The sequence below is a fragment of the Salinimonas marina genome, from assembly GCF_015644725.1.
Taxonomy (GTDB): Bacteria; Pseudomonadota; Gammaproteobacteria; order Enterobacterales; family Alteromonadaceae; genus Alteromonas.
The window spans coordinates 2,117,915-2,139,854 of sequence record NZ_CP064795.1 but is presented as its reverse complement, the minus strand read 5'-3'; the positions used below and the strand labels follow the sequence as shown (position 1 = coordinate 2,139,854).

Annotated in this window: 21 protein-coding genes and 1 pseudogene; 17 read left to right on the top strand and 5 right to left on the bottom strand. The window is 50.1% G+C overall.

Annotated elements, in window-relative coordinates; translation table 11 throughout:
* Positions 1–161 precede the first annotated feature (161 nt).
* On the bottom strand, positions 162–422 hold the full coding sequence (locus IT774_RS09435; RefSeq protein ID WP_195809571.1) for a hypothetical protein: 261 nt from the start codon (positions 420–422) through the stop codon (positions 162–164).
* Between the two features lie 496 nt (positions 423–918).
* On the opposite strand from IT774_RS09435, the gene IT774_RS09430 reads away from it, so the two are divergent.
* Both IT774_RS09430 and IT774_RS09425 read left to right on the top strand, forming a co-directional pair.
* Positions 919–2,037 carry a porin family protein gene (locus IT774_RS09430; RefSeq protein WP_195809570.1) on the top strand — a complete coding sequence of 373 codons (1,119 nt, stop codon included), beginning with the start codon at positions 919–921 and terminating at the stop codon, positions 2,035–2,037.
* A 12-nt stretch (positions 2,038–2,049) separates the two neighbouring features.
* Positions 2,050–2,847 (top strand): substrate-binding periplasmic protein, encoded by a 798-nt coding sequence (locus IT774_RS09425; protein WP_195809569.1) that lies wholly within the window; start codon positions 2,050–2,052, stop codon positions 2,845–2,847.
* Between the two features lie 42 nt (positions 2,848–2,889).
* Here IT774_RS09425 and IT774_RS09420 read toward each other — a convergent pair whose 3' ends face one another.
* From IT774_RS09420 to rne, 3 genes are all read right to left on the bottom strand, one after another.
* Complete coding sequence (locus IT774_RS09420; protein ID WP_195809568.1) at positions 2,890–3,336, bottom strand: YaiI/YqxD family protein; 447 nt, start codon at positions 3,334–3,336, stop codon at positions 2,890–2,892.
* 292 nt (positions 3,337–3,628) lie between these two features.
* On the bottom strand, positions 3,629–4,603 hold the full coding sequence (locus tag IT774_RS09415) for a phosphotransferase (RefSeq protein ID WP_195809567.1): 975 nt from the start codon (positions 4,601–4,603) through the stop codon (positions 3,629–3,631).
* Positions 4,604–4,647: 44 nt separating this feature from the next.
* Positions 4,648–8,256 (bottom strand): ribonuclease E, encoded by a 3,609-nt coding sequence (gene rne, locus IT774_RS09410; protein ID WP_195809566.1) that lies wholly within the window; start codon positions 8,254–8,256, stop codon positions 4,648–4,650.
* 663 nt (positions 8,257–8,919) lie between these two features.
* Here rne and rluC point away from each other — a divergent pair.
* Entirely contained in the window at positions 8,920–9,864 is a 945-nt protein-coding gene (gene rluC, locus IT774_RS09405; protein WP_195809565.1) for a 23S rRNA pseudouridine(955/2504/2580) synthase RluC, read from the top strand.
* Positions 9,861–10,511, top strand: coding sequence for an HAD family hydrolase (locus IT774_RS09400; protein WP_195809564.1), 651 nt, complete (start codon positions 9,861–9,863; stop codon positions 10,509–10,511). The genes rluC and IT774_RS09400 overlap by 4 nt, the downstream gene beginning before the upstream one ends.
* 163 nt (positions 10,512–10,674) lie before the next feature.
* Here the strand turns inward: IT774_RS09400 and IT774_RS09395 are convergent, their stop codons facing one another.
* Complete coding sequence (locus IT774_RS09395) at positions 10,675–11,283, bottom strand: Maf family protein (RefSeq protein ID WP_195809563.1); 609 nt, start codon at positions 11,281–11,283, stop codon at positions 10,675–10,677.
* Between the two features lie 188 nt (positions 11,284–11,471).
* On the opposite strand from IT774_RS09395, the gene yceD reads away from it, so the two are divergent.
* The 13 genes and pseudogenes from yceD (at position 11,472) to IT774_RS09330 (ending at position 21,939) form a co-directional block, all read left to right on the top strand.
* On the top strand, positions 11,472–11,999 hold the full coding sequence (gene yceD / locus IT774_RS09390; protein WP_195809562.1) for a 23S rRNA accumulation protein YceD: 528 nt from the start codon (positions 11,472–11,474) through the stop codon (positions 11,997–11,999).
* 3 nt (positions 12,000–12,002) lie between these two features.
* Positions 12,003–12,173, top strand: a complete 171-nt coding sequence (rpmF, locus tag IT774_RS09385) for a 50S ribosomal protein L32 (RefSeq protein ID WP_018981471.1) — start codon at positions 12,003–12,005, stop codon at positions 12,171–12,173.
* Between the two features lie 19 nt (positions 12,174–12,192).
* Positions 12,193–13,217: pseudogene (gene plsX / locus IT774_RS09380) on the top strand (phosphate acyltransferase PlsX).
* Entirely contained in the window at positions 13,214–14,179 is a 966-nt protein-coding gene (locus IT774_RS09375; RefSeq protein ID WP_195809561.1) for a beta-ketoacyl-ACP synthase III, read from the top strand. Before plsX ends, IT774_RS09375 begins: the two are co-directional and overlap by 4 nt.
* A 52-nt stretch (positions 14,180–14,231) precedes the next feature.
* The gene (gene fabD, locus IT774_RS09370; protein ID WP_195809560.1) at positions 14,232–15,155 is read left to right on the top strand and encodes an ACP S-malonyltransferase; all 924 of its coding nucleotides are present in this window, start codon (positions 14,232–14,234) and stop codon (positions 15,153–15,155) included.
* A 20-nt stretch (positions 15,156–15,175) separates the two neighbouring features.
* Complete coding sequence (gene fabG, locus IT774_RS09365; protein WP_195809559.1) at positions 15,176–15,916, top strand: 3-oxoacyl-ACP reductase FabG; 741 nt, start codon at positions 15,176–15,178, stop codon at positions 15,914–15,916.
* 197 nt (positions 15,917–16,113) lie between these two features.
* A complete protein-coding gene (acpP, locus tag IT774_RS09360) occupies positions 16,114–16,353 on the top strand; it encodes an acyl carrier protein (RefSeq protein ID WP_108566146.1) in 240 nt (79 codons plus the stop codon).
* Between the two features lie 76 nt (positions 16,354–16,429).
* Positions 16,430–17,668 carry a beta-ketoacyl-ACP synthase II gene (gene fabF, locus IT774_RS09355; protein ID WP_195809558.1) on the top strand — a complete coding sequence of 413 codons (1,239 nt, stop codon included), beginning with the start codon at positions 16,430–16,432 and terminating at the stop codon, positions 17,666–17,668.
* Between the two features lie 137 nt (positions 17,669–17,805).
* Positions 17,806–18,615, top strand: coding sequence for an aminodeoxychorismate lyase (gene pabC, locus IT774_RS09350; protein WP_195809557.1), 810 nt, complete (start codon positions 17,806–17,808; stop codon positions 18,613–18,615).
* Positions 18,602–19,618 carry an endolytic transglycosylase MltG gene (gene mltG / locus IT774_RS09345; RefSeq protein WP_195809556.1) on the top strand — a complete coding sequence of 339 codons (1,017 nt, stop codon included), beginning with the start codon at positions 18,602–18,604 and terminating at the stop codon, positions 19,616–19,618. The genes pabC and mltG overlap by 14 nt, the downstream gene beginning before the upstream one ends.
* A gap of 4 nt (positions 19,619–19,622) precedes the next feature.
* Positions 19,623–20,243: a dTMP kinase gene (gene tmk, locus IT774_RS09340; protein WP_195809555.1), complete on the top strand. Its 621-nt coding sequence runs from the start codon at positions 19,623–19,625 to the stop codon at positions 20,241–20,243.
* Positions 20,237–21,124: a DNA polymerase III subunit delta' gene (gene holB / locus IT774_RS09335; protein ID WP_195809554.1), complete on the top strand. Its 888-nt coding sequence runs from the start codon at positions 20,237–20,239 to the stop codon at positions 21,122–21,124. Before tmk ends, holB begins: the two co-directional genes overlap by 7 nt.
* 32 nt (positions 21,125–21,156) lie before the next feature.
* A complete protein-coding gene (locus tag IT774_RS09330; RefSeq protein WP_195809553.1) occupies positions 21,157–21,939 on the top strand; it encodes a TatD family hydrolase in 783 nt (260 codons plus the stop codon).
* Position 21,940 lies beyond the last annotated feature (1 nt).

Genomic DNA, 21,940 nt, shown 5'->3' with positions numbered 1-21,940 from the left:
TTGCGCCGATAACGGTATCGCACCGTGGTCGGCAATTCTATAGCAGATGTGCTGTGCCGGATATCATGCATTGGCTATCATTCGCCCGATTTGTTGCCGCCGGCCGGCAATCTAATCCATCAACTCTACCACTCAAAAGAGTGTGCAATCTGAGCTTGTAATCAGGCGCCCATCCGGCTGATGCCGGCTTTTTTGAGGTAATGAAAAATTACCCAGCAAAATGTACCGATAGCCGGTAACGTAGCAACAGCAATAACGCCCAATAAAAATTGCGGCGATCCCAGCACCTGATAGCCTGTTACCAGGCCCACGCCAAACCCAAACAACAAGGTAGCGACCGGAATCAAAATAAGCATTAACTTTAATTCCTGTTCGCTGGTTTTGTGTTTCAGGTAAGTTCCTGCCTTATGGCGTTTATTCATGGGAAATTCCTTTAAAATGAACAGAAAAATCGGGCTTCCTTAACCGATGCTCATTAATATAGCAAAATCCAGGTAAGATGAAAGTAGCAAAATTCACAAATTTTTGACGAATTTACCAGCAAACAGTATCAATGCCTCTTTGTTCCTGGTTAACCCTTTGATATTGTGCGCAACCTTATTAAGACCGGCCTGATCTCATGCCAGCTTCCAAGGTCTTTAGGGACACTTTTATCACGTTGAAACGGTTGTTGGGGACGATAAGTGATCCTTTTACTGCTCTAACGCGATATTGTTTGTGTTCTAAGTAACGTAAATGTTGAATTTTTATTACGTTAGAAACATGTGCAATGGAGGCTTCATCGGTATTTGTCCAATTTCTCGAGCAGCAAATAAGGCACAAGACGTGGCGCCTGTCTTTGCTAAGCACCCTCGTGCAGCATTGTCTCTAAAGACAGCCATCACCTTTTTAAACCACTTCTAACTCCAGGGTTATTGAATGAGAAACCTACATTTCAAATTGCCGGTACTTTTGACCAGCGCACTGATTGTCTTACCTTCTCAGGCAGAAAAACTACCCGTCGATATCGGCGGTCACATCCGGGTAAATTACGGTCATCTTGACTGGCAAGATTCTCAAATTCGAGATGGTTTTGAGTTTGAATCTTTGCGGCTCAACTTATCCGGCGAGTCTGAGCAGTTCAGCTATAAAGCCGAATACCGCTGGTATGAAAACACCGACTTCCGTACTGTGCGTTATGCTGACCTAACCTACAATTACAGTGACGATCTATCGTTTACCGGCGGTATTACCAAAGTGCCATTTGGCCTGTTGCCCTTCGCCTCCAATAACTTCTGGTTTGGGGTAAACTACTACATCGGTCTTGAAGATGATTATGATGCCGGGTTTACCACTAATTATCAGACGGGTAACTGGGATCTCCATGCTGGCTACTTTTTGAATGACGAATATAACGATGCCGGAGAATTCGGGCGCTATAGCTTCGATTTGGCCGATGACGGCGAATATCGAAATCAGGAAGACGGGCAACTGAACCTGCGCGCCAATTACACCGGAAAATGGATCCAAGGGACCACCACCGATATTGGTGCGTCTTATCAGTATGGCAATATTCTGAATCTGGATACCCGAGACGAAGGCGATATGACTGCCTACGCCGTCCATCTTCGGCATATTCAGGGCGACTTTAAAGTCGAGCTGCAATACACTGACTTCGATTATGATTTGGCCGCGCCCGAAGGTCAGGCGACGGACCGGGTGGCCTTATCCTCGTTTACCTTCCCATTTTTAATGGCTTCTGAAGGTAAAAGCTATGTAACGAACCTGGTGTATTCAGTGCCGTATCAGTTTAAATCAGTCTCTGATGTCAGCTGTTACAGTGAATACAGCCGTGTTGTCAGTGATGTGGAGGCCGGTAAAGATTCTTCACTATGGACCAACGGCTGTAGTTTTGGCTGGGACAAACTGTTTGTATACGTTGACAGTATTCAGGGCAAAAATATGTGGTTTGCTGGCGGTCCGGGTGTAGCCCTTGACCAGGGCGGGTTGCAGGATACCACCCACCGGTTAAATATCAGTCTGGGTATATATTTCTAAAAGGACATAACTATGAAAAAAATCGCACTTATCCTTTTCACTCTGTTATTGCTTCCCAGCCAGAGCTGGGCGCATGCGTGGCTGAAATTGCGCATTGCCACCACCGAATATCCTCCGTTTACCTCCACTGAGATGGAGCATAATGGTTATTTTAATCACATTACTCGTCAGGCCTTTTTAGAAGCCGGTGTTGTCGTAGAATTCACCTCTATGTCATGGGAAGAAGCCCTCGAGGCCACGCTTGAGGGTGAGTACGATGCGGTGTCGTATGGCAATTTTGTGCGTGCTCGTGAAGATGAGTTCTGGCACAGCAAACCTGTTACAGCAGAAAGCCTGGTGTTTTTAACCCGCACCGACAGCGGTATCGATTCATGGGAAAACCTGAACGAATTGAAAAAACACAAAATGGGGATCACCGAAGGTTATTTGTACACCGATGAGCTGAGCGAGTACATCAAAGATACCGATGCGACAGTAACGGCCAAAACCGACAAAGATAATCTTAATGCTTTGTTAGAAGGTGATATCGATATTTTCCCGATTGATGAGCTGACCGGCTGGTATTTACTGCAACGCGACTTTAGCCAAAAACAACGTAATCAGTTACAGCATGTAAAACCATTTATCTCTACGGTTACCACCCATTTGTTGGTGCCTAAAGATCAGCAAGACAGCCGTTTAGTGCTGGAGTTATTCAACCGCGGTATTGAACAGCTGACTCTGGAAGGCAAAATGCAGCGTTTCAAACGTTTGTTGAAAGAAGGCTTTTACCAGCATCCTGAAAGACCGGTCAATTACGACCGTCGCTAGTCTGCCCTTAGGCTAAAAAAGCACGCTAATGAGCGTGCTTTTTTATTGCTGCTGTGCCAGCCACTGGTCCAGTTTATTGCCAAAGGCTTGTTTTTCGGTTCCCGAAAGGGCCGCTGGTCCGCCTGTCTGAATTCCACTGCTGCGCAAGGTATCCATAAAGTCGCGAACATTCAAACGCGACTTTATATTTTCCCGGGTAAACAGTTCTCCTCGCGGGCTGAGCGCCAGACACTGCTTAGTGATAACTTCATCAGCCAGCGGAATATCAGAAGTAATCACCAGATCGCCGGCCTGGCAGCGCTGGACAATTTCATCATCGGCCACATCAAAACCCTGGGTCACCTGCATAAAGTTGACATATTTTGAGGCGGGGGTGCGAATATAATGATTGGCAACCAGGGTAACCTGAATTTTTGTACGCTGAGCTGCCCGAAATAAAATATCTTTGATGGCGACCGGGCACGCATCTGCATCTACCCAAATTTGCACAATACTGTTCCTGAATTGTTTGCTTTCGATGGATTTTACACTATGACCTGGCGGGCCGCAGTGATTAGTTGGCCGCTGCCAGTGAGATTACCGATAACTCCGCTGCACAGCCACTTGCACACACCGTATAGCGGGTTTCCTCTGTTGCAGCTAAATGCCGATTTACCTGTTTCTTTTTGCTGTTCCATTTGCTTGCGGGTTGGAACCTGGCAGTAAAACGCTGCAATGCGGTTCGACCTGGTAATCAAATTGCTCAGGGCACACCACATGACACCGCCAGGCGGGCTGGTCCTCAGCCTTTGAGAAGACTCAGCGCCTGTTGACTTTGTTCAGTCAGATAACGGTTGATTTTCCAGTGAACAGGACTCCAGCCCTGTAAAAACCGTAAAAAATCAGCGCAGGCAAAAGGATAAAGTTGTCGCCACTGCTTCACCACCGGCTGACTATCGTAACCGCGCTGCGTTAACGCTTTGGATAAAGCCGTGAAATAAACGTCCAGGCATTGCTGTGAATAGTGCAGCTGATCCTGGGCGCTTAATGCACTGCCCAGAAAATAGGCTACATCAATCACCCCCACTCCGGCGCCGGTATACTGAAAATCCACTGCCGCCACCTCACGAGGATCATCGGCAAAACAAAAGTTTGCCACTTTTGCATCACCATGCAGCAAGGTTTTGATGCTGGCCTGCTGCAGGACCTCGTCGATACCTTTTGCCGCGGTTTTTAACGGGCCTTCGGCCATAGCCTCAAATTCGGCCTGACGGGTGGACAAATGCCAGTAAGCCCCTTGCTTCCACAAACCGGTGGGCGCAATTTCTATAAAATCAGCATGAAACAAGGCCAGCCAGTTTAATACGCCTTCGCATTGCGTGACCGTCAGATTGGTATGACGGTGCCGGAAGTGCTGAGCGTCAAGGTCCTCTAACACCGTAATAAAATCATCATGGTGCCGGGTACCGGCGATTAACGCCGGAACACTGGCATGACACATCGGCGCGTAGTGCTGATAAAAGTATTGTTCCACCGCATACGACTGCAGTTTTCGTTGATGGCTCTGATCATTGCTCCAGCCCTTAGGGTGGCCTGGGGTGGTGCTGGGGGTGACGACTTTGGCGACCAGCGATAAATCATATTGCTGGCTATGAAATCGAAAACACTGACCATAACCGCTCCATAAGGTTTGCAGAAGCTGACAGTCAGATATAGAGGGATCATCCAGAAGCTGCGAGACGTAGTGTACTAATTTCGGGTTTACAGACTCAGACATAATAAAAAGGCCTGCAGCAATGCTGACAGGCCTGTATCGTCTAATTAAGCAGCGTTGCTGCTACCAGGCTTGGCCATGGGAGCCGACGCCTTGGACTTGCTGTGAGCCAGTGCCGCAGTGCGGCCGGAGACATCCAGTGCCGGGCGGGCACTATCATCTCGAGCAGTAAGGCTGACATCACCGAACTGATCATTTACCTGGGCCGGCAGGGCCGTAGGATGCGAGGCATTGAATTTACCCCTGCTGCTGGCCATCAACACCTCGGTCACGCTCTGGGTGACCCCAGCACGCGCACTTTCCGGTTTAGTGGCCGGGGTAGGTGCCTGAGCCTGACTGGCAGGGGCCTGGGCTGCAGCGCTGGCTTGTGACGTCGCGGCAGGGCTATTTACAGCCGTGTCAGTGGTACCTTCGTGGCCCCCGGCAACATCAGAAGCTTCGGCAGCTTCTAAAGCAACAGCAGGGGTCCCGGTGTTTGTGTCGGCGGGCACCGGCATCTCTTGCTCGCGCTGCGCAGGTGTAGCAGCTTCACTGCTGGCAGTTTCCGGCACCTGATTAGCCTCTGACTCAGCCTGAGAAAGCGTGTCACCGCCGGTGACAACCTCAGACTGTTCAGTTTCAGGTGGCTCAACGGTCTCAGACGCCTCCGGCTGGTTGGTCTCAGGTTTATCTGCGGTTTCAGGCGCAGCCGTGGTATCAGATGCAGCTGTGGTATCAGACGGTGCCGACACCGCAGGTGTAGATACCGCGGCAGGCTGGTCTGCTGCTTTAGGTGCAGCTTCCGCCTGGGCTTTTTTATCTTTAGCCTGCTTTGTAGCATGGTCTGAGCTGGTTGCTGATTGCACCTTGCTTACCGCGTTCTCAGGATTTTCGGCATGCGCCTGGGATTGCTCAGCCTGGTTGTCAGTACTCATGCCATCGGCACGATATTTCTGACGCGGTTTTTGCGCAAAGTTAGTCGTTGCCTTTTTCTCAGGCATGACTTCTGGCTCAACGTCCGCTGCTGGCTGTGACAATATTTCGCTATCAAGCTGTGCAGGCTGTTCAACAGGCTGGCCGGTTGTTTCATTGATATCGCTACGTGGAGCATCAGGTGCAGACTGACCGGCTTGACCCCGGTTCTGGGTATCTGCCGCAACGATGTCATCAGCTACGCGCTCGTCAGGGGTAGGGCGTGGTTGTTGCTCAACCACCGGGACCTGTTCCTGAGACTGCTGATTCGTGCTGTCTGAATCGAAGCTTGTAGCGTCGGTATCATTTTGTTCTTTCTTGCGACGCTGACCCGCAGCGCGAACATGGCGGGGTGAACGACGACTGCGTCCGCGGCTGCCATTACCTTCGCGCTTGTTATCTTCTCCAGACTCCGCTTTGGTATTTACTACCGGCTCGTGCTCAGAGACCTGCTCAGCAGAGTGCCGGGCTTGCGATGGTTCTTTGGCTGAGTATTGCGAAGCATCAGCCTGCGCTGAGTTAACACTCTTTTCATCAGCTTTTTGCGAATCCGCCGCCACTTCGTTACCCACGCGCACGCTACGACGCATATCCCGACGCTTACGACGTTCTGCCAGCTGTTTTTTCTTAGGTGCCGGCTGGGTCTCTTTGGTGTCCTTGTTGGCTGCAGGCGATGTAGTCTCCGCTACCGGCTTAGACTCTTGTCTGGTATCGGATTTTTCCTCACGAGGTTTACGGGGCTTGCGGTTAGACGGTGCATTTTTGCCGCGGCGCTCGTTGGTATTCTGGCTTTGTCCCTGACCCTTGCTGCCGTGAGTCTGGGTTTCTTCACGCTCACCTTTGTCACTGCGGTCGTTTCTGTCACCAGTGCGACCACGGCGCTGTTTGTTATTGTTGCGAGGTTTGCGATTGCGCTGATCCTGCTGATTACGCGAACGCTGGTTTTGCGAACCAGACTCGCTCTTGTCGGTTTCTGTTGCAGTCTGTTGCTCGGTCTCTGCTGACCCAAGCAGACCTTTGAGCCATTTCGACACCTGACCCAACAACGAGGTAGAGGCTTCGGCAGGTTTTGGCTGGGCTACCGGTTTTGGGGGCACCACAGGCGCGGCATCAGGAGCAACCATGCCTTTAATCGCCGGTTCCTCGCGCTTGGCGACGGTGGCGGCAGGCTTATCCGCATCTGAAGAAGGCGTTTCCAGCAGTGATACTTCGTAGCTGGCGTCCTTGATAATTTCTTCAGGGCGACGACGGGTAACTTCATAATGGGGCGTTTCTAAATTGGCATTTGGAATGATCAGCAGATTCACATTATGACGCTTCTCAATCACATTTACCGACTTACGTTTTTCATTCAGCAGGTACGTGGCAACGGCCACCGGAACCTGGGCTTCAATCTGGCCGGTATTGTCCTTGATGCTTTCTTCTTCCATGATCCGAAGAATAGACAACGCCAGCGACTCAGTACCACGAATGGTGCCATGGCCCGAACAGCGCGGACACACATGGTGACTGGACTCACCCAGGGAAGGGCGCAACCGTTGACGAGACATTTCAAGCAGACCAAACCGGGATATACGTCCCAGTTGTACCCGCGCCCGGTCATTGCGAACCGCTTCTTTCAAACGATTTTCGACTTCACGCTGATGGCGCACCGGGGTCATATCGATAAAGTCAATGACCACCAGGCCGCCGGCATCCCGCAAGCGTAGCTGCCGAGCAATTTCATCGGCTGCCTCCAGGTTGGTATTCAGCGCGGTTTCTTCAATATCGCCACCTTTGGTAGCGCGCGCCGAGTTAATATCAATGGAGGTTAAGGCTTCGGTAGGATCAATGACAATTGAGCCGCCAGAAGGCAACCGAACTTCACGCTGAAAGGCTGACTCGATCTGGCTTTCAATTTGATAATGACTGAATAGCGGCACATCACCATCGTATTTTTTCACACGATTAGCAAAGTCAGGCCGAACCAACTGAATGTGTTGCAGCGCCTGTTCATAAATAGCGGATTTATCTACCAGGATTTCACCGATATCACGACGCAGATAGTCGCGGATAGCACGTACAATAACATTGCTTTCCTGGTGAATAAGAAACGGGGCAGGGCGCTTACTGGCTTCTTCGCTCACTGCTTCCCAGTGCTTAAGCAGCACCCGTAAGTCCCAGTCAAGCTCTTCATAGGATTTGCCTACCCCAGCGGTGCGCACAATCAGGCCCATGCCATCTGGAATCTCCAGTTTGCTCATCGCCTGTTTTAATTCGGTACGCTCATCGCCTTCAATGCGACGACTGATACCGCCAGCCCGGGGATTATTGGGCATCAGCACCAGGTAGCTACCTGCTAAAGATAGGAAGGTGGTAAGCGCGGCGCCTTTTTGCCCACGCTCTTCCTTATCAATCTGAATGATGACTTCCTGGCCTTCTTTTATCACATCCTTGATGTTAGGACGGCCTTCGAATTTATAACCTTTGGGGAAGTAAGTGCGGGCAATTTCTTTTAGCGGCAGAAAGCCGTGACGCTCGGCGCCGTAGTCAACAAAAGCAGCTTCCAGACTCGGCTCTACGCGAGTAATTTTACCCTTGTAGATATTGGCTTTTTTTTGCTCGTGGCCCGGACTTTCTATGTCCAGGTCGTACAGGCGCTGGCCATCGACTAGCGCGACGCGCAACTCTTCTTGCTGAGTTGCATTTATTAGCATTCTTTTCATTGTATCTAACTCTGTATTTTGTACAGCCGTTCAGACACAAAATTAAACTGACATGTGCAAACCCTCATCACGACGCCTCTCGGCATGGTCTGGGGTTTGTTGTTCTGTCGCATTACCCTTTATTGCTAATGGCCTGAGCTACGAAAATACAGGCATCTTTATTTATCAGCGGGTGTCGGGAACGACGGCCCTTCAATATTGTGTTTTTGCATCGCCTGACTGTGGTAATACTGACCTTTCAGTCGTCGGCAATTGTCATTTCAATTCTGTTTTACTAAACGGCGAACTTGGTGTTTTCGTGTTGTAATATTCTTATGAGTGACAGTTTTAGTACTACCGTCTTTGTTTTTGCTCATTTCAGGCAATGGATAATTTTATTTTGCCGAATCATTACAACCAGTTGATTAACTTTTCAGTTCTTGCCATTTCAACAGCGCTCGTTTTCTGGCGCGTTAAAACCTCTTGATTATCGCACCAATTTCTTGAAATAGGCAAGCAAAGTTCTTTATCAGCAAAAAAGTCAACTGTCACAGGTCAGTTTTCCATCATTTTTGGGTCAGTTGCGTTAGCCGCCTTGCCAATTTTTATTGCCCATACAGCGATAGCCAACCAGGGCACAATCTTTTTTAGGTTCGTGTCCACATTTGTTTTATAATCGGCCCCATGAATAAAGATAGCTCTCCCTCAGTACAGTTTGTCACCATTGATGCCGACCTTGCCGGTCAGCGGGTAGACAATTTTTTGCGCACCCAGTTAAAGGGTGTACCCAAAAGCATGATTTACCGGATTTTGCGAAAAGGCGAAGTGCGGGTAAATAAAGGTCGGGTAAAGCCCGAATACAAACTAAAGGCCGAAGACATCGTCCGTGTGCCCCCGGTCAGAGTGACGGAAGCGGCTGCGCCGGTGAACCCGAAGCTGGATAAAGTCGCCAGTCTTGAGTCTCATATTCTATTTGAAGATGACCGGTTGATGGTTATCAACAAGCCCTCCGGCATTGCGGTGCATGGGGGCAGTGGTTTGAGTTTCGGGCTTATCGAAGGGTTACGCGCCTTACGCCCCGACGCGCGTTTTATGGAGCTGGTACATCGCTTAGATCGCGACACCTCCGGGTGTATCCTGATTGCCAAAAAACGCTCGGCGCTGCGCAATATGCATGAACAGCTGCGTATGGGGCAGATGGACAAACGATACCAGGCGCTGGTCGCCGGCAGCTGGCCCAAAAACCGATTTAAGGTTAAAGCGCCATTACGTAAAAATGTGCTGCAGTCGGGTGAACGGCTGGTCAGTGTCAGCGAAGATGGCAAACCTTCCGAAACCCGTTATCGTATTTTAGAAAGCTTCTCGTCCGCCACCTTAGTAGAAGCCTCGCCGATAACCGGACGCACCCACCAGATACGGGTGCATTGCTTACACGCCGGTCATCCGATCGCCGGTGACGATAAATATGGCGAGGCTGAGTTTGACCAGACGATGAAAAAGGCCGGGCTCAACCGGTTATTTTTGCATGCCGCCAGCATTCGTTTGCAGCATCCCCAAACCGGTGAACCCGTAACGTTCAAAGCGCCGCTGGATAAAGTATTGGCAGGGACCCTGGAGCGGCTAAGATGAAAGGTTACAAACTGATTATTTTTGACTGGGATGGCACGCTGATGGACTCGGTCGCCAAAATTGTTGAATGTATGCAGCAGGCCGCGGTTGAGTGTGAGATGCAGACCCCCAGCGCCGAGCAGGTAGGCAATATCATAGGTATTAGTTTACACCCGGCGGTAGCGCAATTATTTGGGATTGATGATGCCGCGCAGATAGAGGCTATTGTCGCGGCCTATAAGCAAGCGTATGTAGCCAAAGATCAAAGCCCGTGTCCGATGTTTGCCGGCGCAACCGGATTGCTCAGGGCATTGCATACTAATGGCCAGCAGTTAGCGGTCGCCACCGGTAAGGCACGCCGGGGACTGGATCGGGCCTGGCAACATACGGCCACAGGCGAGTACTTTGTGGCGTCGCGTACGGCCTGCGAAGCACAGTCGAAACCGTCGTCTGATATGCTTGAACAGTTATTGGCCGAAACCGGTTTTGGTGTGCATGAAGCGGTCATGATTGGCGATACGGTTTACGATATGCAGATGGCACAACAGCTGGGTATGGACCGGATTGGGGTGACCTATGGGGTGCACGATGCACAACGGTTACAGGCGCACTTACCGGTGGCGGTGGTAGACTCCGTACCAGAACTGCACCGCTTTCTTATGGGGTAGCGAGACCAATCCCGCGCAGCAAAAATAGCGCGGCCGCACGGGATGATACCGGCGATAACCATGTGACAAAAAAATATCTGGCCCAACAGCTCGCGCAGCGCACTTCCGTTTGTTGACTCAGCGGGCTACCTGTTCTTTACACCGCGCGCTAACATTTCTTCACTTAGCGCGCGGTGGTCGCCAGCGCCAGCAAATCGATATCCAGTCGGGCAAAAAGATCGCGCAGCAACATGGTCGGCAATCCAATCAGGCTATTGGGATCGCGTCCGTCTATGCGTTCAAATAATAATGCACCAACCCCTTCGCATTTAAAGCTACCGGCACAATCCAGCGGCTGTTCAAACTCAACGTAGGCGCGAATAGCTGCCTCGGTGAGCGGACAAAACCAGACCTCGGTGGCTTCCACCGCGCTTACCTGGCGCTCACAGGTGTACAGACTCACCGCCGTATAAAAGGTAACACGGTTGCCTGCGCAGGCTCGAAGCTGAGCAACAGCATTATCGATGGTGCCGGGCTTACCCATTAATGAAAACGATTCATCAGCATGGGTGAGCACTGCTACCTGATCTGACCCTATGGTGACCGCCTCTGGGTGGTGCTGTCCGATTTTTTCGGATTTGGCGATAGCCAGACGCAAGGCAAGCTGCTCACCAGTTTCTTCAGGCCGCGGTGTTTCATCTATCTGCGGAGCGATGGTGCTGGCCTCAATACCCAGGTTGGCCAATAACGCCTGACGATATTTTGAAGAGGACGCAAGAATAATTTTTTGCATTTAATACTGACCAAAGCGGGCAAACATGGCGTAAGTCTACTGAGTGCATTTTTTATGTAAAGAAGGTATGTAAAGAATGCATGTAATAAGAATTGGTTTTTACGGTGAAGGTGACCGTGAACAAATTGCCTCTTGCGGTGGATTAAACCTTTGACACGCAAGGGTTGAAACTATAAGATGCGCGCCCTATGCAGAAAGTGAAATTACCTTACCAGGTTGATCCGGTTAAAAGCGCTGTCAAACGTTCTGATTATCAGGGTGTCATTGCCAGCAAAGATATGCCACGTTTACAGGGTGCTGTAGTTAGCTGCGCCGAATGGGTGGACGCCGAAGTACAGTTTGAAAAAGACGCGCAGGGTCTTACTGTCTTTCACGGCCATCTACAAACGCAGGTATCACTTATCTGTGAGCGGTGTAACGGTGAATTTGATCATTCACTTGATATCGATTTTTGTTTCAGCCCAGTGCAGGGGCAGGACGAGGCCGATTCGTTACCCGAAGCTTACGATCCGGTAGAGGTCAACGACCATGGAATTGTCGATTTATTTCAAGTACTTGAAGACGAATTGATTATTGCTTTACCTATTGTACCCCTTCATGCAGAGGAGGAGTGCGCTATAGGTCAGGATGATATGACATTCGGTGAAATCGAACCGGAACAAGAGCGACCAAATCCGTTCGCGGTTTTGAAAGAACTTAAGCGAGACCAGGAGTAAGTTATGGCCGTACAAAAAAATCGTAAAACGCGTTCAAAGCGCGGTATGCGTCGTTCACACGATGCGTTGACATGCGAGACTTTGTCTGTCGACTCAACGTCAGGTGAAACGCATCGTCGTCATCACGTGACCGCTGATGGTTACTACAAAGGCAAAAAGGTTATCGAACGTTAACCACGTTTGGTGACATATTTTGTCTCAGCTAACCATAGCGTTAGATATCATGGGGGGCGATCATGGCCCCCAGTTATCCTCTCAGCAGCTCTGCGAGCTGTCCGCCTCCATTCCGATTTTAATTTTATTCTTTGCGGTGACCGCAGCGTTATCGATCCTGAATTAGCCAAATTATCCGATGCAGACCGTTCCCGGGTAACGGTTCGTCATTGTGAAGATGTCATAGCCATGACTGATTCGCCTTCCCAGGCCTTGCGCCACAAAAAAGATTCTTCTATGCGCCGCGCGATTGAAGCGGTTCAGACCAAACAAGCCGATGCCTGCGTAAGTGCTGGTAACACCGGTGCCTTAATGTGCCTGGCGTATTATCTGATAAAAACCCTGCAGGGTATTGATCGGCCCGCGCTGGTTTCCTTTATGCCCACCGCCGGTCACCATCGGGTGTTGTTACTTGATTTAGGCGCAAACGTAAATTGTACGTCTGAAGCGTTATTTCAGTACGCGGTTATGGGCTCGGTATTGGCAGAACAGATGCTGGGCAAGCAAAGACCCCGGGTGGCACTATTAAATGTGGGCGAAGAGGATATCAAGGGCAATACCCTGGTAAAGATGGCCGATGAGCACCTTAAGCAGGTACCGGCACTCAATTACATTGGTTATGTTGAAGGTGATGATATCTTTACCGACTATGCCGATGTGGTGGTCACCGACGGTTTCACCGGTAATGTGGCATTAAAGTCCAGTGAGGGCTTAGCCAAGCTGGTGGTTAATGAGGTTAAAAAACAGTCTTCCAGCAATTTATGGTCACGTTTGATGGCGCGAATTGCCTTACCGTTATTGAAATCTATCTATAATCGGGTGAACCCCGACCAGTATAACGGCGCCAGTCTGATAGGATTGCGCGGCATTGTAGTAAAGAGTCACGGAAACGCTTCAGCCGATGCATTTTATTATGCAATTTTACAGGCTATGCAGGAAGCGCGTTTGCGTGTTCCCGAACAGATAAAAAGTAAAATAGAAACGGTTTTGTTGGAGCAGCTTTGAGTAATTATTCACGAATTATCGGGACCGGCAGTTATTATCCCAGCGAAGTGCGTACCAACGCAGATTTAGAAGTTATGGTAGATACCACCGATGAGTGGATCACTGATCGAACCGGCATTAAAGAACGCCGGATTATCGGGGCAGATGAAACCGCTGCCACCATGGGCGCACAAGCCAGTAAAAAAGCGTTGGAAGCCGCGGGCTTAGAAGCCCATGACATAGACATGATTGTTTGCGCCACTACCAGTGGTCGCTATGCATTACCCAGTACCGCCTGCGAGATTCAGCAGCAACTGGGGATGGATGAAATTCCGGCCTTTGACGTGGCCGCGGCCTGTGCTGGCTTTTGCTACGCCTTAAGCGTGGCTGATCAGTATGTAAAATCAGGGATGGCTAAACGCATTCTGGTTATCGGCACCGATTGTCTGAGCCGGCTGATTGATCCGGCCGACCGCACCATGGTGATTTTATTTGGTGATGCCGCTGGTGCTGCCATTATTGAAGCCAGTGATGAGCCAGGTATTTTATCGACTCATATTCAGGCATCCGGCAAATATAAAGATTTGTTGTATGTGGGCAATCCGACCCGGGGTGATGAAGAGTCAATTCACACCAACTGGGGCGCGATGAAAGGCAACGAAGTCTTTAAAGTAGCGGTGACCAAGCTTTCGGAACTGGTTGAGCAAACGCTGGCGGCGAACAATATGGATAAGTCTGAGCTGGACTGGCTGGTACCCCATCAGGCCAACTTCAGAATCATCAAAGCAACGGCCAAAAAGCTGAATATGCCGCTGGACCGGGTGGTTATGACGTTAGAAAACTACGGCAACACCTCAGCCGCAACCGTTCCTACGGCTCTGGATGCAGCCATCCGTGATGGTCGTATCAAGCGCGGCCAGAATTTGTTGCTTGAAGCCTTCGGCGGCGGCTTTGCGTGGGCCTCCGCGCTGGTGCGCTATTAAGTAATACCGTTGGTAAAGAACGCAGCAAAGACAAGAACAATAAGGAAGAACTATGACTCGTACAGCTTTTGTATTTCCTGGTCAGGGCTCTCAGGCGCCGGGAATGTTAAAAGACTTAGCGCAAAGCTACCCTGAAGTTGAACAAACCTTTAATGAGGCTTCTGAAGCGTTGGGTTACGACTTATGGGATCTGGTACAAAACGATACCGACAATAAGCTCAATGAAACTCAGGTAACACAACCTGCGCTGCTTACCGCCAGTGTGGCAATTTTCAGATTGTTAAAACAACAGGGCATCACCGCCGACTTTATGGCGGGGCACAGCTTAGGCGAGTACTCTGCCTTAGTGTGCGCCGGCGCACTGGAATTTTCAGAAGCAGTGAAACTGGTCGAAGCCCGCGGTCAATTTATGCAGCAGGCGGTGCCCGCCGATGCCGGTGCAATGTTTGCCATTATTGGCCTGGACGATGCCACCATTCAGGATATCTGCCAGCAGACGGCCATTGCCACCGGCGAAGTGGTGGCACCGGTGAATTACAATTCACCCGGTCAGGTGGTTATTGCGGGTGAAAAATCGGCTACCACCCAGGCTGGCCAGGCGTGTAAAGATGCGGGGGCAAAGCGAGCTTTGCCGCTGCCGGTGAGCGTGCCATCACATTGTGAACTTATGCGGCCGGCTGCGGATAAGCTGGAAGAGGCGTTGGCATCACTGACTCTCAAGGCACCGGAAGTGTCAGTGGTAAATAACGTAGATGTGCGGGTAGAGCAGGATGTGGCCAAAATCCGTGATGCGCTGGTACGTCAGCTTTATTGCCCGGTTCAATGGACCGCCAGCGTTGAATATCTTGCCAGCCAGGATGTTGAGCGCATTATCGAAGTGGGGCCGGGTAAAGTCTTATCAGGCCTTATCAAACGAATAGATAAATCAATTCAGGCGGTTGCGGTGAATACACCGGCCTCGCTGGAAGCATTGTAAAATAATAGTAAGGATTCAATATGTCTGATCTTGAAGCCAAAGTTGTATTAGTTACCGGCGCCAGCCGTGGCATTGGTAAGGCCATTGCCGAGCAGCTGGCGAGCCAGGGCGCTACCGTTTATGGTACCGCGACCAGCGACAAAGGCGCCGCGGCCATCAGCGATTACCTGCAGGCTTCCGGGGGCAAAGGACTATGTCTGAATGTCACCGATCAAAACTCGATTGATGATGTGTTAAAGATCATTAAAGACGAAGCCGGGGGCGTGGATATTTTAGTGAATAATGCCGGTATCACCCGTGATAATCTGCTTATGCGCATGAAAGACGATGAATGGCAAGATATCATTAATACTAACTTAAATTCGATTTTCAGCTTGTCGAAAGCCGTTTTACGCGGCATGATGAAGAAAAAACATGGACGCATTGTTAATGTAGGTTCGGTAGTGGGCAGTTCGGGTAACCCTGGGCAGGCTAACTACGCAGCAGCCAAAGCAGGTGTCATTGGCTTTAGTAAATCACTGGCGCGCGAAGTTGCCTCACGTGGTATTACGGTCAATGTGGTTTCACCGGGTTTTATCGACACCGATATGACAAAATCATTAACAGACGATCAGCGGGATGCTATCTCCAAAGATATTCCTGCCAATCGGTTGGGCCAGCCTCAGGAAATCGCGAAAACCGTCGCATTTCTGGTGGGCGATGGCGCAGCGTACATCACCGGTGAAACCATCCACGTAAATGGTGGTATGTATATGAGCTAAAAACGTTATAATGCGTTGTTAGCTAATCCACAGGCAATGAAAATTGCCTGAAATTTTAAAGAAATTGTTTAATAGACTTTAGTTCGTTGCTGGTTAGACCAGGAAATTAGTTAGTACTGGTGCTTGCAAGCGTAGTTCTTGCAAAATAAACTAGCGGCAGTTTTTATATCTAGTTACGTTAAGGGAAACCTAGAATTATGAGTAACATCGAAGAACGCGTTAAAAAGATCATCATCGAGCAGCTTGGCGTGAAAGAAGAAGAAGTAAAACCAGAAGCCTCTTTTGTTGACGATTTGGGCGCGGATTCACTTGATACCGTAGAGCTGGTTATGGCTCTGGAAGAAGAATTCGACACTGAAATTCCAGACGAAGAAGCTGAGAAAATTACTACAGTTCAGTCTGCTGTTGACTACATCAACGCAAACAAAGACGCGTAAGCCTCTTATTTAGCAAAACGGCTCTCCACGGGCCGTTTTCTGTTTTCCTACCTTAATTCCGATGCGAGGGCTTTTTGTGACAAAACGTCGCGTAGTGGTTACTGGTCTTGGCATGTTATCTCCTCTGGCGCAATCGGTTGATGCAACCTGGCGTAAAGTGTTGGCTGGCGAAAGCGGCATTGGTGAGATAACACATTTTGACTGCAGTAACTATTCCACTCGTTTTGCCGGTCAGGTTAATGATTTTGACCCGCAAGAGTACATCGATAAAAAAGATGCAAAAAAGATGGACCGGTTTATCCAGTTTGGTATCGCTGCTGGTAAACAGGCCTTAGCAGATTCTGGTTTGAAGATTGATGCCACTAACGCCGGCCGCGTTGGTGTAGCGATAGGCTCTGGCATTGGCGGTCTAGAACTGATCGAACAAAATCATCAGAAACTGCTGAATAGCGGCCCGAAACGGGTTTCGCCGTTCTTTGTACCTTCTACCATTACCAATATGATTTCCGGGTTTCTTTCTATTATGGAAGGACTTAAAGGCCCGAATCTGAATGTAGTAACAGCCTGTACCACAGGTGTACATAACCTGGGTATTGCTGCACGTACCATCGCTTACGGTGATGCCGATGCAATGCTGGCAGGTGGGGCAGAAGCGTCAATTACCCCTTTGGCACTAGCCGGATTTGCTTCCGCGCGAGCCTTATCTTCACGCAACGACAATCCGCAAGCGGCCAGCCGTCCATGGGACACTGATCGTGACGGTTTTGTGATGGGTGAAGGCGCTGGGGTGGTGATGCTTGAAGAGTATGAAGCCGCAAAAGCACGGGGCGCCACCATTTATGGTGAGCTGGTTGGTTTTGGTATGAGTGGCGATGCCTATCATATGACCTCGCCGCCCGAAGATGGTGAAGGCGCCGCATCAGCGATGGAAAATGCGCTTAATGATGCCGGTATTGAGAAATCCGAGATTGGTTATATTAATGCCCATGGCACCTCGACACCCGCAGGCGATAAAGCGGAAGTGGCCGCGGTTAAACGCGTATTTGGCGAGCATGCCGCTAATCTTATGGTGAGTTCTACCAAGTCAATGACCGGGCACTTATTGGGTGCGGCCGGGTCTGTGGAGGCAATATTTACGTTATTGTCGTTACGTGACAAAGTGGCGCCACCGACCATTAACCTGGATAACCCGGGTGAAGGGTGTGATTTGGATTTTGTGGCGCACCAGGCAAAAGAGTATGATGCAGCTTATGCGCTGTGTAATTCTTTTGGGTTTGGCGGCACTAACGGGACCTTAATTTTTAAGCGACTGTGATTCCAACGGTTTTATGAATAAAAAAGCAGCTTTTACGCTGCTTTTTTTGTATCCGGGTTAGTGCTTCGCTATGCCCTCTACCTGGCTATTGATATAATCCCCCTTGTGTGAAAAAACCGATTACGAGGCCCATCAGTGTGACAGAGTTTGCCATCAACGATCGCCTGCCCAATTATGGCGATGGGTTATTCACTACCATGCTGGTAAATAACGGCAGAATTGCATTGTTTGCAGGCCATGTTGCCCGGCTACAACACAATGCCCAGCGCCTGGGAATAGCATTAAATACCGAGCATCTGCAGCATGAGATGCGACAACAGGCCCGGCAATTGGGGGACGGCACCCTCAAGCTGTTGGTTAGTGCCGGCGCCGGAGGTAGGGGCTATAAACGCGATCCTGCCAGTATGCCGGGATTACACTTTTCCGGCTCGGCATATCCGGCGCATTACCGGCAATGGCAAGCCGCCGGGATCGGTATGGGATTAAGCACGGTTACCCTGGCCAGACAACCCGCTCTGGCCGGGCTGAAACACACCAATCGCCTGGAGCAGGTTCTGATAAAACAGGCGATGCCGGACCAGGTAGATGATGTACTGGTTTGTGATACCCAGGGTATGCTGATCGAAGCCAGTGCGGCCAATGTATTCTGGCGTATCGGCCAGCGCTGGTTTACCCCGGATTTAAGTTACAGTGGGGTGGCCGGCGTTATGCGTGAATTTGTGCTGGCTCAGTTTGCTGCTAATGGGGTTTTGTGTGAAATAGGGCAGTATGCAAGCGGTACGCTGGCACAGGCCAGTAATGTGTTTATCTGCAACGCGCTGATGCAGATGGTTCCGGTACATACCTTGCAGCTAAACCATCAAACATATAGGTTTCCAATTGACGACGTACTTAGCCTGCAGCGTCAGTGGCAACCGGCATTTCAGGATGAATATGACACGTTTTAAAGCCATGCTTGCGGTATTGTTAACCATTTCTATCGTCGCCATTGGTGGGATCTATTTTTTGTTTCAACAACGTTCGGTGCCACTGAATCTAACCACGCCTTCGCTGATCACGATTGCAAAAGGCAGTTCAGCGCATCGGGTATTAAAGCAGTTAGAGCAGCAGAGCATGCTGCCGGTCCACCCTCTGGTGGGGAAAATCTGGCTGAAAGTAGGGCTTTTGGAACCCCGGGTGAAAGCAGGGACATACAAGTTACAGCCGGGAATGACCGTCAGTGAGGCGTTTTCCCAATTTAACCGCGCCGAAGAAGCGCAGTTTTCGATCAGTCTTATTGATGGGCTTACCTTTTCCCAATGGCAACAGATATTAAGCAGTCATCCGTATGTGGAGGATGATCTTACACCCGAAAAATTAAATGAGCTTAGTAAGGTATGGGCTGAGCAAACCGGGACCGCGCCACCCTCGCTGGAAGGATTATTTTTAGCTGACACCTATCAGTTCACATATCAAACCCGGGCTTCCCAGATATTACGACGGGCGATGCTGGCGATGAGTGACCTGTTGGCCAGTCAGTGGCCGCAGCGGGCCGCAGATATACCGCTTAAATCCGCCTATGAGGCATTAATCCTGGCTTCTATAATCGAAAAAGAAACCGCGGTGCCCGCAGAGCGTGCTGAAATTGCGGGCGTATTTAGCAACCGTTTACATCAGAATATGCGCTTACAAACGGATCCCACGGTGATTTACGGCATCGGTGAATCCTTTGACGGTAATTTGACCCGTGCCCATTTACGGGAAAAAACAGCGTACAATACTTACGTGATTCGGGGCTTACCGCCCACTCCCATCGCCATGGCAGGACGGCCCGCGATACGGGCTGCCTTACAACCGGCCACCACCGAAGCGCTGTATTTTGTGGCTCGGGGCGATGGTTCACATCAGTTTTCAACAACATTACAGCAACACAATGCGGCTGTAAGAAAATATCAGCTTCAGAACAGGTAATTATATGCAGGGTAAATTTGTGGTCGTCGAAGGGCTGGAAGGAGCGGGTAAAAGCTCCGTTATCAGTTTGATGGTAGACCTGATTCAACAGGCCGGTTTAACCTGTCAAACCACCCGTGAACCTGGCGGTACGCCCATGGCCGAAGCTATTCGTGACTGTGTAAAGCACCCCTGGCCGGAAGAAGTGGCCGAAGAAACCGAATTAATGCTGATGTATGCTGCCCGCAAACAATTGTTAGTTAACAAAATTCTGCCCGCCCTGAAGCAGGGTGACTGGGTCGTGGGTGATCGCCACGAGCTGTCTTCGCAGGCTTATCAGGGGGGCGGCCGACAAATAAATGCTGCCACCATGCAAACCCTTAGCTCGCTCACGCTGAACGGGTTTAAACCTGATTTAACTTTGTATCTGGATGTGGAGCCGGCCACCGGCTTACAACGGGCACGCGGACGTGGCGAACTGGATAGAATAGAGTTGTCTGGTTTAGCCTTTTTTGAAAGAACCCGGGCACGCTACCTTGAACTGGTCCAGGCAGACAGCAGTATTGTAACCATCGATGCTATGCAGGATATGGCTCAGGTACATGCAGAGGTTAAACGTCATATTAGTGCGTTTTTACCATGCTGATTCCTGGCTGGCTGACCCCGCGTTTTGAAAAACTCATTAGCCGTCTCACCGCCGGACGTCTGCATCACGGGTTGTTGCTTACCGGTCCTGCCGGCATCGGTAAGCAGGTGTTGGCGAATGCGCTATCCAACACAATATTGTGTAAACAGCGTCGCCCGCAGGGGGCCTGCGGGCAGTGCCAGGCCTGTAAGCTATTTGCCGCGGGGACTCATCCGGACATGGCGGAGCTTACCAGCGAAAAGCAACTCGGAGTGGACGCTATCCGGCAGGGTATCAGCCGGTTAAATGCCACCGCCCAGCTCAATGGCAACAAGGTGCTGGTGATTCCGCGGGCGGAAAAAATGACCGAGCCGGCAGCAAATGCGCTATTGAAAACATTAGAAGAACCCACAAATAATACCTTCATTCTGTTACTCACAGCCCGGCCTCAGCAATTACTGCCGACGATAATCAGCCGTTGTGAGAAGCACATTTTCCCGGCGCCAGCTTCCGCCGAGGCGTTGCAATGGCTCCAGGAGCAGGGCATAAATGACGCCTCACCAGCATTGTTACATGCATACGGTGGTGCCCCTTTTGCTTTACTGGAGTCATTGCAGCAGGAAAAGGGCTTGGAATATCGGGCCTTTAGTGAAGGCATTGAAGCCTTGCTGGCCGGTAATAAAGATGCGGTTACCTTATCTTCTGAATGGCAGGAGCATGCGGAACGTATCGTCGGTTGGTTGCAGCAATATGCTCATAGTCAGTGTGTGCAATATCCGGAGAAGGCGTCGATGGACTTATTTGAGGCCTGCACTCGGGCACGCAAGACCCTGCAAAATCCAGGGGTGAATAAAGCCATGATCCTAAGCTGTCTGTTAGCCGAAATAAAACAAGCGCGCTAATCGGGCAGCCCAATTTTTATTAAGAGGTTATTTTGTTTGTAGATTCTCATTGTCATCTGGATCGATTAAAAATGGACGAAGCACAGCTTCAGGATACGCTGAATTTTGCCCGTAACCGTGGCGTCGAGCACTTTTTGTGCGTAAGTGTTTCGGTCAAAGATTTTGATCAGATGTACGCCAAAGTAAGTCAGTTTGATGATGTGTCAGTAAGCTGTGGTGTGCATCCTTTGCATCAGGAAGATGCCTGCTCGTATGAGGCGTTATTGGAAAAAGCGGCTAAACCTGAAGTGGTGGCCGTGGGCGAGACAGGTCTGGATTACTTTTATAGCGCGGATACCAAAGAGGTCCAGCAACAATCGTTTGTTGATCATATCAAGGTCGCCAATGCTGTTGAAAAACCGCTGATTATCCATACCCGCGATGCACGCGAAGATACCATTGCGATGCTCAAAGAACACAAATCACCGGCTACTAAAGGGGTGCTACACTGCTTTACCGAGTCCTTGGAAATGGCCCGGACTGCTATGGAGATGGACTTTTATATTTCTATTTCAGGCATAGTCACCTTTAATTCTGCTGCTGAATTACAAGAGGTGGTTAAGGAAATACCCCTGGAGCGCTTACTTATTGAGACCGATTCGCCCTGGCTGGCGCCAGTGCCTCATCGTGGTAAGCAAAATCAGCCCGGTTTTGTGGTTGAAGTCGCCGAATTTGTTGCTGATTTAAAAGGCGTTTCGGTGGCGGAGCTGGCACAAGCCACCACCGAAAATTTTTACCGGTTGTTTGACCGGGTACAACCTTCAACACAGGTCTGAA